The 13,039-nt window shown below is 47.4% G+C and carries 12 protein-coding genes; 5 read left to right on the top strand and 7 right to left on the bottom strand.

All coding sequences use genetic code 11. The annotated features are described in order from the left end of the window. Positions 1–14 precede the first annotated feature (14 nt). Entirely contained in the window at positions 15–1,685 is a 1,671-nt protein-coding gene (recN, locus tag ICN19_RS06835; RefSeq protein WP_216246443.1) for a DNA repair protein RecN, read from the bottom strand. A gap of 26 nt (positions 1,686–1,711) precedes the next feature. Next, positions 1,712–2,617 carry an NAD kinase gene (locus tag ICN19_RS06830; RefSeq protein ID WP_216246442.1) on the bottom strand — a complete coding sequence of 302 codons (906 nt, stop codon included), beginning with the start codon at positions 2,615–2,617 and terminating at the stop codon, positions 1,712–1,714. Between the two features lie 37 nt (positions 2,618–2,654). On the opposite strand from ICN19_RS06830, the gene hrcA reads away from it, so the two are divergent. The 5 genes from hrcA to dnaJ all read left to right on the top strand — a co-directional run bounded on the left by hrcA (position 2,655) and on the right by dnaJ (position 8,744). Next, a complete protein-coding gene (hrcA, locus tag ICN19_RS06825) occupies positions 2,655–3,665 on the top strand; it encodes a heat-inducible transcriptional repressor HrcA (protein ID WP_216246439.1) in 1,011 nt (336 codons plus the stop codon). Between the two features lie 41 nt (positions 3,666–3,706). Continuing rightward, positions 3,707–4,801 (top strand): ferrochelatase, encoded by a 1,095-nt coding sequence (gene hemH / locus ICN19_RS06820; protein ID WP_216246437.1) that lies wholly within the window; start codon positions 3,707–3,709, stop codon positions 4,799–4,801. A gap of 66 nt (positions 4,802–4,867) precedes the next feature. After that, positions 4,868–5,413, top strand: a complete 546-nt coding sequence (grpE, locus tag ICN19_RS06815) for a nucleotide exchange factor GrpE (protein WP_216246435.1) — start codon at positions 4,868–4,870, stop codon at positions 5,411–5,413. 156 nt (positions 5,414–5,569) lie between these two features. Next, positions 5,570–7,507, top strand: a complete 1,938-nt coding sequence (gene dnaK / locus ICN19_RS06810) for a molecular chaperone DnaK (protein WP_216212455.1) — start codon at positions 5,570–5,572, stop codon at positions 7,505–7,507. Between the two features lie 100 nt (positions 7,508–7,607). After that, positions 7,608–8,744 carry a molecular chaperone DnaJ gene (gene dnaJ, locus ICN19_RS06805; protein ID WP_068320871.1) on the top strand — a complete coding sequence of 379 codons (1,137 nt, stop codon included), beginning with the start codon at positions 7,608–7,610 and terminating at the stop codon, positions 8,742–8,744. A 26-nt stretch (positions 8,745–8,770) separates the two neighbouring features. Here dnaJ and panB read toward each other — a convergent pair whose 3' ends face one another. The 5 genes from panB to hda are packed head-to-tail and all read right to left on the bottom strand — an operon-like array spanning position 8,771 to position 13,038. Next, positions 8,771–9,589 carry a 3-methyl-2-oxobutanoate hydroxymethyltransferase gene (gene panB, locus ICN19_RS06800; protein ID WP_216246433.1) on the bottom strand — a complete coding sequence of 273 codons (819 nt, stop codon included), beginning with the start codon at positions 9,587–9,589 and terminating at the stop codon, positions 8,771–8,773. Between the two features lie 17 nt (positions 9,590–9,606). After that, on the bottom strand, positions 9,607–10,134 hold the full coding sequence (gene folK / locus ICN19_RS06795; RefSeq protein ID WP_216246431.1) for a 2-amino-4-hydroxy-6-hydroxymethyldihydropteridine diphosphokinase: 528 nt from the start codon (positions 10,132–10,134) through the stop codon (positions 9,607–9,609). A gap of 52 nt (positions 10,135–10,186) precedes the next feature. Beyond that, positions 10,187–11,587, bottom strand: a complete 1,401-nt coding sequence (gene pcnB / locus ICN19_RS06790; RefSeq protein ID WP_216246430.1) for a polynucleotide adenylyltransferase PcnB — start codon at positions 11,585–11,587, stop codon at positions 10,187–10,189. Then, positions 11,584–12,264 carry an HAD-IB family hydrolase gene (locus ICN19_RS06785; RefSeq protein ID WP_216246428.1) on the bottom strand — a complete coding sequence of 227 codons (681 nt, stop codon included), beginning with the start codon at positions 12,262–12,264 and terminating at the stop codon, positions 11,584–11,586. The genes pcnB and ICN19_RS06785 overlap by 4 nt, the downstream gene beginning before the upstream one ends. An 18-nt stretch (positions 12,265–12,282) precedes the next feature. Continuing rightward, positions 12,283–13,038 (bottom strand): DnaA regulatory inactivator Hda, encoded by a 756-nt coding sequence (hda, locus tag ICN19_RS06780; RefSeq protein WP_216246426.1) that lies wholly within the window; start codon positions 13,036–13,038, stop codon positions 12,283–12,285. Between the last annotated feature and the right edge of the window lies 1 nt (position 13,039).

The following is a 13,039-nucleotide window of genomic DNA, read 5'->3' as shown; positions in this document are numbered from 1 at the left end:
TGTACCTTATTACTTTAGTTTTGCTCTAATAATTCACGAGCGTGACGACGGGTGGTGTCGGTAATAGTCGCACCACCAAGCATTCTGGCTACCTCTTCGACTCGCTCCGTTCTGCCGAGGATTTGCACTTGCGAAACGGTCTTCTCACCACTTTGCGATTTACTAATTTTGAAGTGATGATTGCCTTGAGCTGCTACCTGAGGCAAATGGGTCACACACAAGATCTGATGGGACTGGCCTAATTGATGTAATAGCTTGCCAACCGTTTCGGCAACTGCTCCACCAATCCCGGCATCGACCTCGTCAAATATGAGTGTCGGTGTGAAGGACGCTTTGCTGGTAATGACGCTGATAGCTAGGCTGATGCGCGCTAATTCGCCGCCAGAAGCCACTTTTGCGAGTGAGCGAGGCGTGCTGCCGGCATGACCAGCTACTAAGAATTCAATTTGCTCGAGGCCGTGGGAGCCACCTTCGTTTAGCGGCACCAAAGCAATCTCTAAGCGACCACCAGCCATAGATAAGTCTTGCATAGCGCTAGTCACTAAATCACCCAGCTCATTTGCGGCCTTACTACGTTTTTGTGTGAGTTGTTTTGCTAGCTTTAAGTAGGTCGCTTCTTCTAGTTTGACTTGCTCGCGAAGCGCTTCAATATTTTGAGAGGCTGTTAAGGCATCGAGTCGTTCCAATGTCTCGAGCAGAAGCTTTGGCAACTCATCTGTTTCAGTGCGGTATTTACGAGCAGTACTGTGTAATGCTTGCATGCGTTCTTCAACTTGCGAAAGACGATCCGGGTCTAAATCTATTTTTTGTAAGTAGCGATTGAGCCCATGAATCGCTTCGTCAAGCTGAATGCTCGCCGACTCTAATGATTGGCTGATCTCGCTAAGGCTAGCGTCATGCTCAGCAAGTGCACTGATATTTCCACATACCTTGGATAGAGTTGATTCCAGTGAATTATCTGCGTCACTCAAAATGTCGATCGCCTCTTGGCAGCCGCCAATTAGCTTTGCGCCATTGGCTAAACGAGCATGTTCACTTTGAATGGTCGCCCATTCTCCTTCTTGCGGGGAAAGCTCGGTGAGTTCATCCAATTGCCACTGAAGGCGCTCGCGTTCACGCTCCACATCTTGACCAGCGTTTTCTGCTTGTTCAAGGCGACGACGTGAATCTGCAAGTGTTTTGAATGTTGTTGCTACTTCACTAGCCAGCGACAGTAATCCAGCATGACTATCAAGGAGTTCTCGTTGAGCGCCTCCCTTTAGCAAAAGTTGGTGCGCATGTTGACCATGAATATCTACTAATTGATCGCCTGCTTCACGTAATTGCGTTAAGGTGGCAACGCTGCCATTAATAAAGGCACGGCTGCGACCATTGGCCTCCACCGTTCTTTTTAGTACCAGGCTTTGTCCGTCATCCTCTAGAGGAAAGCCTTGCTCATCAAGCCATTTACTCAACTCTTTAGATTGATCTGGCTCAATGCGAAAGAGGGCGGAGATTTCTGCTCGGTTACAGCCTTCACGAATTTGACTGCTGTCAGCACGCTCCCCAAGAGCTAGGCTAAGGGCATCCAGGAGGATGGATTTACCAGCGCCAGTCTCACCGGTTAGCACGGTAAACCCACTAGTGAGATCTAACTCTAGTTGATCAACAATGACAAAGTCACGAAGTGAGATGGTTTGAAGCATGTATTAGCGTAGCAAAAAACTCGACATCAGAATGTCGATGGGTACTCATTCCAGTGCAGCTTCTCACGCAAGGTTTTGTAGTCGCTATGACTGCGCGGATGCAACAGGGTAATTGTTTTTTCAGATTGACGAACTTCAATCTTGTCACCTGTTTGTAAATCGGTTTGCGATTGCATATCAAAATTGACAATGACTTCTCGTCCATCAACCACTTCAATAATGGTGACAGAATCTTCTGGCAGCACGATTGGACGGTTTGAAAGGGAGTGAGGCGCAATCGGCGCCAGCAATATGCCAGCTACGCGTGGATGCAGAATAGGGCCGCCTGCAGAGAGGGCGTAAGCTGTTGAGCCAGTTGGGGTCGACACAATCAGGCCATCAGATCGCTGGTTGTACATGAATGAACCATTAACGTGAACCGCTAACTCCACCATCCCGGAAATTCCAGAGCGATTTACGACCACATCGTTTAGTGCTAATGCACGATTGATTTCTTTGCCCTTACGCAAAACAACTGCATCAAGCAATGTGCGGGTATCTGCTTCATATTCGCCAGCAATAATTTTTGGAAGGGTATCTTGCACCGACTGAATGGGGATATCGGTCATATAGCCCAGACGTCCCATATTGATGCCTACTAGCGGCACATTGCTTCCTGCCAGTTGACGACCAATTCCTAGCATCGTGCCATCGCCCCCAAGGACTACGACCAAATCAATTGCTCCAGCAAAGTCTTCTGCAGTCTTGGTGGGAAATTCTTTTAAACCTAAATGCTGGGCTGTGGATGCCTCTAAAAACACCTCGCAACCCAGGCTTTTGACCAGCGCAGCTAGGTCCCTGAGGTGCTCATCAATGCCGTCAGCATGGAATTTGCCGACAAGCGCAACCCGGCTAAATGCCTTCTTGGTGGAATTTGGGGATGGGCTTAACATATAACGATTAAACCATAGGCATAAAATCCCTTCCACCATGGATGAACGTTCCCGCGCCCTACTAAAAACCCTCATCGAGCGCTATATCGAGGAGGGCCAGCCTATCGGCTCCCGCACTCTATCTAGATACTCGGGTTTAGACCTGTCGGCAGCCACCATTCGCAATGTCATGGCGGATTTGGAGGATATGGGCTTGGTGACCAGTCCTCATACCTCTGCTGGCCGGATCCCAACGCCACGAGGCTATCGCTTATTCGTTGACACCATGGTGACAGTCCGTCCTTTAGAGGAGATGGCAGCCCGAGAGGTAGAAAAGGGTCTTTTGCCTGATTCCCCGCAGCGCGTTTTAACCTCTGCTGCACAGATTTTGTCGAACTTGACCCATTTTGCTGGGGTAGTGATGACGCCGAAGCGCGCCCAGGTTTTTAAGCACATTGAGTTTTTGCGCTTAGGCGAAGGCAAGATCTTATTAATTATGGTGACGCCAGAAGGTGATGTTCAGAATCGTATATTGCCGACCACGCAAGATTACACTCCGAGTCAACTCATTGAGGCGGGCAACTTTATCAACACCCATTTTGCTGGTAAAAGTTTTGATCAAGTTCGATTGCATCTGAAATCCGACTTAGATAATTTACGTACGGATATTTCTGGGTTGATGGCTTTGGCTTTACAAAGCGGTGTTGCCGAATACGACATGGGTCGTGGTGATATGGTTTTATCGGGCGAACGTCGCTTGCTCAATGTTGGTGATTTAAGCTCTAACTTAGACAAGTTGCGCAAGATGTTTGATATGTTGGAGCAAAAATCAGTCCTAATGCAATTGCTCGATGTATCGAGCCACGCTGATGGCATTCAGATCTTTATTGGTGGTGAGAGCGACTTGTTGCCTTATGAGGATCTAGCTGTGATCAGCGCCCCATATAGCGTTGATGGGCAGATAGTGGGCACGCTTGGAGTCATTGGGCCAACGCGTATGGCTTATGACAGAGTGATTCCAATTGTCGACATCACTTCAAAATTATTGTCCGGAGCTCTGAGCTCCTAATCATCAATCTACACACATTTAACAACTAGAGACAACATATCTTGAATCCAAACCCGCATCTACGCGCATCTAAAACTGCAGTCTTAGTATTGAACTTGGGCACGCCCTCAGCTCCAACACCAAAAGCAGTACGTGCTTATTTAAAAGAATTTCTCTCTGATCCTCGAGTGGTGGAAATTCCACGCATTATTTGGTGGTGCATTTTGAATGGAATTATTTTGCCAATTCGCAGTAGTGCCTCGGCAAAAAAATATGCCTCTATCTGGTTGCCAAAATTAGGCTCTCCTTTGATGCATTACTCACGTCTTCAGACAAAAGAGCTTGGCGACAAATTTGCGAATGAGGGTCATACAGTGTTGGTGGATTTGGCGATGCGTTATGGACAGCCCTCCACCCAGTCTGCCCTTGAGGGTCTGAAGGCGCAAGGCATGGAGCGCTTATTGGTGCTGCCTTTGTATCCTCAATACTCAGCCACTACTACAGCATCCAGCTTTGATGAAGTCTTTCGTGTTTTAAGTACTTGGCGCGATCAACCTGAATTGCGCTTGGTGAAGCACTATCACGATAACCCTGCTTATATTGCCGCGCTACGCGATCAAGTTTTAAGTAGTTGGGATAAGGATGGGCGACCTGACTTTGCTAAGGGCGACCGCTTTGTGATGTCGTTTCATGGATTGCCAAAGCGCAATTTGATGAAAGGTGACCCCTATCACTGCGAGTGCTTAAAAACAGGACGTTTACTTGGCGAGTCTCTTGGTTTGGAACCAGGTCAATACCTTGTTACCTTCCAGTCGCGCTTTGGTAAAGCCGAGTGGTTAAAGCCGTACACAGCCCCAACGATTGAAAAGCTGGCTAAAGAAGGTTGTCAACGGATTGATATTTTTTGTCCAGGATTTCCGGCTGACTGCTTGGAAACGCTGGAAGAAATTGCCATGGAAGCTCGCGAAATCTTCTTGGAGCATGGTGGCAAAGACTATCGTTACATTCCTTGCTTGAACAGTAACCCTAAGTGGATAGAGGCTCTGAGCGATATCGCCCATCATCATTTACAGGGCTGGTCTTTGGGGACAGAGTCTGAGGCTGAATTGGCTAAGCGCGCCGAAAGGGCTGAACTGGCTGAAAGAGCGAAGTCTTGAAATTGAATTAATTGACCCCACATTACAAAGTAATAGCCATCTTTAGAGAAAAGTAGAATAGCGTCTATGACACAAGAAAATCAAAATCCATCCCCAGAGCAAGAAAATCTTGCGGTAGATCCAGTTGATGCTGCAGCAGAGGCGCCGGCTGTAAAGACGCCAGAACAAGAAATTGCTGAGCTCAATCAAAAGATTGGCGAGTTACAGGATAATTTTTTACGCGCAAAAGCCGAGGGTGAAAACATTCGTCGCCGCGCTGTTGAAGATATAGCTAAAGCGCATAAATTTGCGATTGAAAGTTTTGCCGAGCATTTGGTGCCAGTGACCGATAGTCTCTATGCAGCATTGAGTACTGATGCAGGAGATGCCAAGGCATTCAAAGAGGGCTTAGAAATCACCCTCAAGCAATTACTCTCCGCATTTGAGAAGGGTCGCATGACTGAAATTAACCCTGCGGTTGGGGATAAATTTGACCCCCATCACCATCAGGCGATTGCTTCGGTGCCATCAGAGCAAGAGGCAAATACCGTGGTATCGGTACTGCAGCGCGGCTATACCGTAGCCGATAGGGTCTTAAGACCAGCTTTGGTGACAGTTAGTGCTCCAAAATAACTAGAAAATCGGGCTAAAACCCCAAAAATCGCATAAAAAAGGCAGATTTCTGCCTTTTTTGCTATTTAGCCCCTTGAAATCCCTTTTTTAGACCCCATTTAGAGGGTATCGAAATATTCATTAGTACAACAAACAATTTAATTTTTTGGAGCCATTATGGGAAAGATTATCGGTATCGACTTAGGAACCACGAATTCATGTGTTTCAGTCGTTGAAAACAATGCACCTAAAGTTGTCGAGAACGCCGAAGGCGGCCGCACAACTCCATCCATCATCGCTTACGTTGAAGATGGCGAAGTATTGGTTGGTGCGCCAGCAAAACGTCAATCAGTGACGAATCCTAAAAACACCATCTACGCAGTGAAGCGCTTGATGGGTCGTAAATTTACAGATCCTGAAGTACAAAAAGATATTAGCCTCATGCCGTACGAAATTGTTCAAGCAGACAATGGCGACGCTTGGGTATCAGCACGCGACAAGAAAATGGCGCCACAACAAGTGTCCGCTGAAATTTTGCGTAAGATGAAAAAAACTGCCGAAGACTATCTCGGTGAAGAAGTGACAGAAGCGGTTATTACAGTTCCTGCATATTTCAATGACAGTCAACGTCAAGCAACTAAAGATGCTGGTCGTATTGCTGGCTTGGATGTAAAGCGCATCATTAACGAACCAACCGCAGCTGCTTTGGCATTTGGCTTGGACAAGCAAGATAAAGTAGATCGCAAGATCGCTGTATATGACTTGGGTGGCGGTACATTCGACGTTTCTATCATTGAGATCGCCAACGTTGACGGCGAGAAGCAGTTTGAAGTGCTTTCAACTAACGGCGACACCTTCTTGGGTGGTGAAGACTTTGACCAGCGCATCATTGACTGGATCATTGCTGAGTTCAAGAAAGAACAAGGCGTTGATTTGAGCAAAGACGTATTGGCATTGCAACGCTTAAAAGATGCTGCTGAAAAGGCTAAGATTGAATTGTCTTCTGCTCAACAAACAGAAATCAATTTGCCATACGTGACAGCTGATGCTAGCGGTCCTAAGCATTTGAACTTGAAGTTGACTCGCGCTAAGTTGGAGTCTTTGGTAGAAGAGTTGATTAAGCGTACTGCTGGTCCTTGCTTAACTGCCATTAAAGATGCTGGCGTAAACGTAGCAGATATCGACGACGTTATTTTGGTCGGTGGTCAAACACGTATGCCTGCGGTGCAAGACAAAGTAAAAGAAATCTTTGGTAAAGAGCCACGTAAAGACGTTAACCCAGATGAGGCAGTTGCTGTTGGTGCTGCGATTCAAGGTTCCGTATTGTCTGGCGACCGTAAAGACGTATTGCTCTTGGACGTTACCCCATTGTCATTGGGTATCGAAACTCTTGGCGGCGTAATGACCAAGATGATTCCGAAGAACACAACGATTCCTACTAAGCATTCACAGGTTTACTCCACTGCGGAAGACAACCAGCCTGCTGTAACTATTAAGTGCTTCCAAGGTGAGCGCGAGATGGCTGCGGCTAACAAATTGCTTGGTGAATTTAACCTTGAAGGTATTGCTCCTGCACAGCGCGGTATGCCACAAATTGAAGTTACCTTTGACATCGATGCCAACGGTATCTTGCACGTAACTGCAAAAGATAAAACGACTGGTAAAGAAAACAAGATCACCATCAAGGCAAACTCTGGTCTGACCGAAGAAGAAATTCAACGCATGGTTAAGGATGCTGAGGCGAATGCTGCTGAAGATAAGAAAGCATTAGAGCTGGTTACTGCCCGCAATACTGCTGATGCTTTGGCTCACTCAACCAAGAAAGCTTTGGAAGAGCATGGTGCTAGCTTAGAAGCCTCTGAAAAAGAAGCGATTGAAGCAGCTCTCAAGGACTTGGACGAAGCTATCAAAGGTAGCGACAAAGAAGCGATTGAAGCAAAAACAGAAGCATTGGGTAAGGCAAGTCAGAAGCTGGGCGAAAAAGTCATGGCCGCTGAGCAAGCTAAAGCAGGTGGCGCTGCTGCTGGTGCAGCTCCAGGCGGCGCAGCTCCTGGTCAAGCCCCTGATGCAGATGTTGTTGACGCCGATTTCAAAGAGGTTGATGACAAGAAGTAATTCTCAAATCAGACATTCATTGACGTAGTTTTGATGTACTTAAATAACAAGTCGGCCTCGTGCCGACTTGTGTCATTCAGGTTGTTGAGAGGAATAGGCCGTGCCTAAAAGTAAACGCGATTTTTATGAAGTGCTGGGTGTATCAAAAGGCGCCAGCGACGAAGAGCTAAAAAAGGCTTATCGCAAGATGGCGATGAAACATCATCCAGATCGCAATCCGGATAGCAAAACGGCTGAAGCTCAATTTAAAGAAGTTAAGGAGGCCTACGAAACCTTAACTGACCCCAATAAGCGAGCGGCCTACGATCAGTACGGTCATGCTGGTGTTGATCCGTCGATGGGCGGTGGATTTGGTGGTGGCGGTTTCGGTGGCGGTGGATTTGCCGATGCATTCGGTGATATTTTTGGTGATATTTTTGGTCAAGGCGGCGGTCGCCAATCCGGACCACAGGTCTATAAAGGCGCAGACTTGCGCTACAACATGGACATTACGCTGGAGCAAGCTGCTGAGGGGTATACAACCCAAATTCGCGTACCAAGTTGGAGTAATTGCAAGCCCTGCCATGGTACTGGCGCAGAGCCAGGATCCAAGGCTGAGACCTGCACCACTTGTAATGGTCATGGTCAGGTGCGTGTACAACAAGGCTTTTTCTCCATGCAGCAAACTTGCCCTAAGTGCCGCGGCACTGGTGAGTACATTCCAAAGCCTTGTAAAACTTGTCACGGCACTGGAAAACATAAAGAACAAAAAACACTCGAAATCAAAATACCAGCAGGTATCGATGATGGCATGCGCGTCCGCTCTGTTGGTAACGGCGAGCCCGGCATCAATGGTGGACCATCGGGCGACCTCTATGTAGAAGTCAGAGTGAAGCCGCACAAAGTATTTGAGCGTGATGGCAGTGATTTGCATGTGCAAATGCCAATTTCTTTTGCAACTGCAACCATCGGCGGAGAAATCGAAGTTCCTACCCTTTCAGGACGCGTTGAGTTTCCGATCCCAGAAGGCACGCAGACTGGTAAGACTTTCCGTTTGCGCAATAAAGGGATTAAAGGTTTACGCTCAACCTTAGTGGGTGATCTTTTCGTTCACGTATTGGTGGAGACACCGGTCAAGTTGACCGATGAGCAGAAGAAGCTGCTGCAGAAGTTTGATGACAGCCTCAAATCTGGTGGCGACAAACATAGCCCTCAGCAAAAGGGCTGGTTTGATGGCGTGAAGAGTTTCTTTAGCTAGTAATTATTGAGTGGGCTAGCTGGCAATTAGCCAGCGAAGCCATGCTCAGCCCCAGGAAATTTCCCGGACTTCACTTCTCGTACGTAAGCCTTGATAGCTGCCTCTACGGAGTGATGGCCATCCATAAAGTTTTTGACAAATTTCGGTGGCTTGCCTGGGCTAATGCCCAACATATCCTGAAGTACTAATACCTGACCAGAGCAATCTGGGCCAGCACCAATACCAATCGTTGGAATATGCAGTTCGGCAGTAATTCTTTCTCCTAGCGATGAAGGAATCGCTTCGAGTACAACCATTTGCGCGCCAGCTTCCTGACAAGCAAGTGCTTGTTCGAGCATAACGCTGGCAGCATCTTTGGATTTACCTTGTACCTTATAACCACCCAAGACGTGAACGGATTGTGGCAACAAGCCTAAGTGTGCACAAACTGGAACACTGCGCTCTACTAAGTAGCGAATGACATCGACTTGCCAGTCACCGCCACCTTCTAATTTCACCATATCTGCGCCGGCACGCATCAAGATTGCCGCTGAATCTAGAGCTTGTACTGGATCTCCATAGCTTGCAAAAGGAAGGTCAGCAATAACAAAGGCATGGGTATTGGCGCGGGCTACGCACTCGGTGTGATACGCAACCTGCTCTACGGTAACCGGCGTTGTGCTGGAGTGTCCTTGAATGACATTTCCCAATGAGTCGCCAATCAGAATAGTTTCAACCCCGCAACGATTCAATAGTGCAGACATAGTTGAATCATATGCAGTGAGCATAGAAATTTTTTCACCCTCGGCATGCATTGCGAGGAGCTTAGTGATTGTGATTGGCTTATCGCCTTGTAAGTAACCCATGGCGAGAGTTTAATGAATTAATGTGCCGATTGGCTATAAACGTCTTTTTCCCCACAATTGCAGTTCCTGCAGGGGAGTTTTTCAATTCTTTGGTGGGCAACATTCGGTAAATAGGCCTTGAGCTCGCCCCACTGTGGCAAGAAGATTTCGGGGGCTATTTCCAGGAGAGGGAGGAGTACAAATGAACGCTCAATGATTTTTGGATGAGGAAGCATAAGCTCCGTCTCATTTTGAGTCACCCCTTCAAATGAGAGGATATCGAGATCAAGGGTACGTGGAGCATTTGCATAGGGCCGCTCACGACCGAACTCTTGTTCAATCGTTTGGCATACATGCAGAAGGCCGTAAGGAGTTAATTCGGTTTCAACTTCAATAACAGCGTTGATGTAATCGCCGCCAGCGGCTTCAACGGGCGCGCTTTGATAAAAACAGCTTTTTGCCAGAATTTGGAGTTCGGAGCGCAATGCTAAGCAAACAATGGCATCAGTAATGAGCTGACGCGTGTCGCCGATATTGCCGCCAAATCCGATATATGCCCGTGCCATAGAGTTCCAAACTAGAGATGGAACTACTTTACTGAAATTTTTCTAAGTCTGCTTAGCTCGCTGCACTCTCTGGAGGGGTGGCAGATTTTGGCTTTCTACGACGTCGTCTTTTGGCTGGGCCGGGAATATTTCCAGATTCATTTTTGACGCTAGCCATGAGCTCGTCTTGCCCGGCTGGGTCTGCCGCAATGAAGTCTGTCCACCATTGACCGATTGCTGGGTTTAGCTCCCCGGTGGCGCAGCGAAGCAGCATAAAGTCATAACCTGCTCGGAAGCGGGGGGATTCGATCAGTCGGAAGGGGTAGCGACCAACGCGCCTCTCAAAGCGCGGCTGCATTGACCAAATCTCACGCATATCGCTTTCAAAGCGTCTTTGAATGGTCATACCGCTACTTTGGGTAGCGATTGTGTCATCCATAGCATCATGAAGTGCGGGAATATTGGCCATACCTTTGCTGGAGTTGGATTTCCAGTTCTTCAGTAGATCAGGCCAAAGCAAGGTGGCAAATAAAAAGCCGGCTGAAACACTTTTTCCCGATTGAATGCGTTCATCCGTATTTGCCAAAGCAAGCTTTACAAAATCATTGGCACCTTTGGAATCCTCACCATCATCCAGAATGTGATCAAGCAAAGGTAATAAGCCGTGGTGGAGTCCTGCCTCTTTCAAGCCTTGAATTGCGCGCCAAGAGTAGCCTGACATGAGGAGTTTGAGGATTTCATCAAAGAGTCTTGCTGATGGAACATCGTTTAATAATTTACCGAGTTTTGCAATTGGTGCGCGCGTAGCACTATCCAATTCAAAACCAGTCTTGGCAGCAAATCGAACTGCCCTGAGCATGCGTACGGGATCTTCGCGATAACGTTTAGCTGGGTCGCCAATCATGCGCAAAGTTTTCTTTTGCATATCTGCCATACCGCCGTGATAGTCGAGCACAGTCTCGGAGGATGGGTCGTAATACATGGCATTGATAGTGAAATCACGTCTTGCCGCATCTTCACCCTGGGATCCCCAGACGTTGTCACGCAGAATGCGACCGCTTTCGGCTACATGGTCTCCAGCGTTATCCAGTAAGGCTCTAAAGGTTGATACCTCAATAATTTCGGGGTGGCCTTTGCCAAAAAAAGTCACATGCACAATCTGAAAGCGTCGCCCAATAAGCCGGGCTTTACGAAACAGTCTTTGTACTTGATCAGGTGTGGCATCGGTTGCAACGTCAAAATCTTTAGGACTAATTCCAAGAGCAAGATCGCGTACTGCGCCACCAACGATAAATGCTTCGTAACCTGCTTGCTGCAAGGTATGAGTTACCTTGACTGCATTTTTGGAAAGTAAGTGAGGGTCAATTCGATGGGATTTTTTTGGAATCCGTTTTGGCGCGCCAGTATTGTTTGCTTGGGTGTGCTTGACCATCGGGTCACGCCGCAAAATACGTTTGATAAATTTAGTGATCATGCAAACAATTCAAGAATTGGCCAGTTACGCTGCTTGGCTTCATTGCGAAGGCGATCGTCTGGATTGGTGGCGACAGGATGACTGACCTTTTCAAGTAAGGGCAGGTCATTCATCGAGTCAGAATAAAAATAACTGTAGGGCAGGGTATCCAGTGACAGCTTTTGAGAGGCTAGCCAATCATGCAGATTCTGAATCTTGCCTTCCCGAAAATTAGGGATGCCTCTGATTTCACCAGTGTAGTTGGCTAAAGGCTGGTTGTCGGTCGTGGCTGGCTCTGTAGCAATCAGATGCTCAATGCCAAATCTTTCTACGATTGGGCGCGTTACAAAACTATTGGTGGCCGTAATTACGCAGCAGAGATCACCAGCATCTTGGTGACGCTTGACTAGATCTAGCGCTTCCTGTCGGAGTTGTCCGTTAATTACTTCTTTCATGAATGCGTCATGCCATTCTTTGAGTTGAGCACGGGAGTGCTCAGAAAGCGGCTTTAAGGCAAAGCGCAGAAATTCATGAATATCGAGCTTACCTTCTTTGTAGTCTTGGTAAAAACGTTCATTCTGCCTTGCGTAATATTCGCTATCAACAACGCCAATACGTGCCAAAAATTGGCCCCATTCATAATCGCTATCGCAGGGCAACAGGGTGTGGTCTAAATCAAAAAGGGCTAGCTGAGTCACGAATAAATATCTAATTAATTATTTGGGCTGCAAGAGCTCGCGTACAAGCGGCAAGGTTACAGCACGTTTTGTTTCTAAAGAGTAAGCATCTAAAGCATCGATCAAGGCCATTAAGCTGGGCATATCTCGATAGAAGCGGCTTAATAACCAAGGCAACACATCGGGCGACAAAACTAGCCCACGGGCTTTGGCTGCCTCACCTAATGCCTGTATTTTCTCATCATCATCTAAAAGCTGGGTTTGAAACACTAAACCCCAGCCCAGTCTGGTTCGCAAGTCTTCACGAAGCTTCAAATTTGCAGGAGCAGCTGCACCAGCCATAAAAATATAGATTGCTTTGCTAGCTTGCACGGCATTCAGAATCCGAAATAAGGACCCCACTAGGCGATCATCCAATTGGTCGACATCATCCACGGTAATGACTGATGGAGTGTTAGTTTGCGCAAGCGCACTAATGTTTTCTTCCAATCGCACCCAGGATGCGGGTTCTGATGCTGTCAGGGCAATGTGTTCTAAGTCTGCGTGCTCTGCCGCATTGCCAATCGCATTTAGTAAATGTGTGCGTCCAGAGCCTTCCGGTCCCCACCAGTAAATCCAGCGCTGATTTAATGGGTTATTGGAGCCTTCGTTTGCAGAATTCTTCCATGAGCCTTCGATATTTTGTAAAGAAGATATCAGTGCGAGATCTTTTCCTGGGAGATAGTTTTCTAGACTCGCTTTAGGTGAGTGACTGATATCTAGCGCAAATTGTTTTGGAAGCGGAGGTGTGTTCATT

It is taken from the genome of Polynucleobacter sp. AP-Capit-er-40B-B4 (assembly GCF_018882245.1).
Classification (GTDB): domain Bacteria; phylum Pseudomonadota; class Gammaproteobacteria; order Burkholderiales; family Burkholderiaceae; genus Polynucleobacter.
This window is presented reverse-complemented; position numbering and strand designations above follow the sequence as displayed.

Coding starts and splice junctions, on each gene's coding strand:
- pcnB (WP_216246430.1), bottom strand. CDS start 11,587: ATGATCACTAAATTTATCAAACGTATTTTGCGGCGTGACCCGATGGTC.
- hrcA (WP_216246439.1), top strand. CDS start 2,655: ATGGATGAACGTTCCCGCGCCCTACTAAAAACCCTCATCGAGCGCTAT.
- ICN19_RS06830 (WP_216246442.1), bottom strand. CDS start 2,617: ATGTTAAGCCCATCCCCAAATTCCACCAAGAAGGCATTTAGCCGGGTT.
- grpE (WP_216246435.1), top strand. CDS start 4,868: ATGACACAAGAAAATCAAAATCCATCCCCAGAGCAAGAAAATCTTGCG.
- folK (WP_216246431.1), bottom strand. CDS start 10,134: ATGGCACGGGCATATATCGGATTTGGCGGCAATATCGGCGACACGCGT.
- dnaK (WP_216212455.1), top strand. CDS start 5,570: ATGGGAAAGATTATCGGTATCGACTTAGGAACCACGAATTCATGTGTT.
- hda (WP_216246426.1), bottom strand. CDS start 13,038: ATGAACACACCTCCGCTTCCAAAACAATTTGCGCTAGATATCAGTCAC.
- panB (WP_216246433.1), bottom strand. CDS start 9,589: ATGGGTTACTTACAAGGCGATAAGCCAATCACAATCACTAAGCTCCTC.
- recN (WP_216246443.1), bottom strand. CDS start 1,685: ATGCTTCAAACCATCTCACTTCGTGACTTTGTCATTGTTGATCAACTA.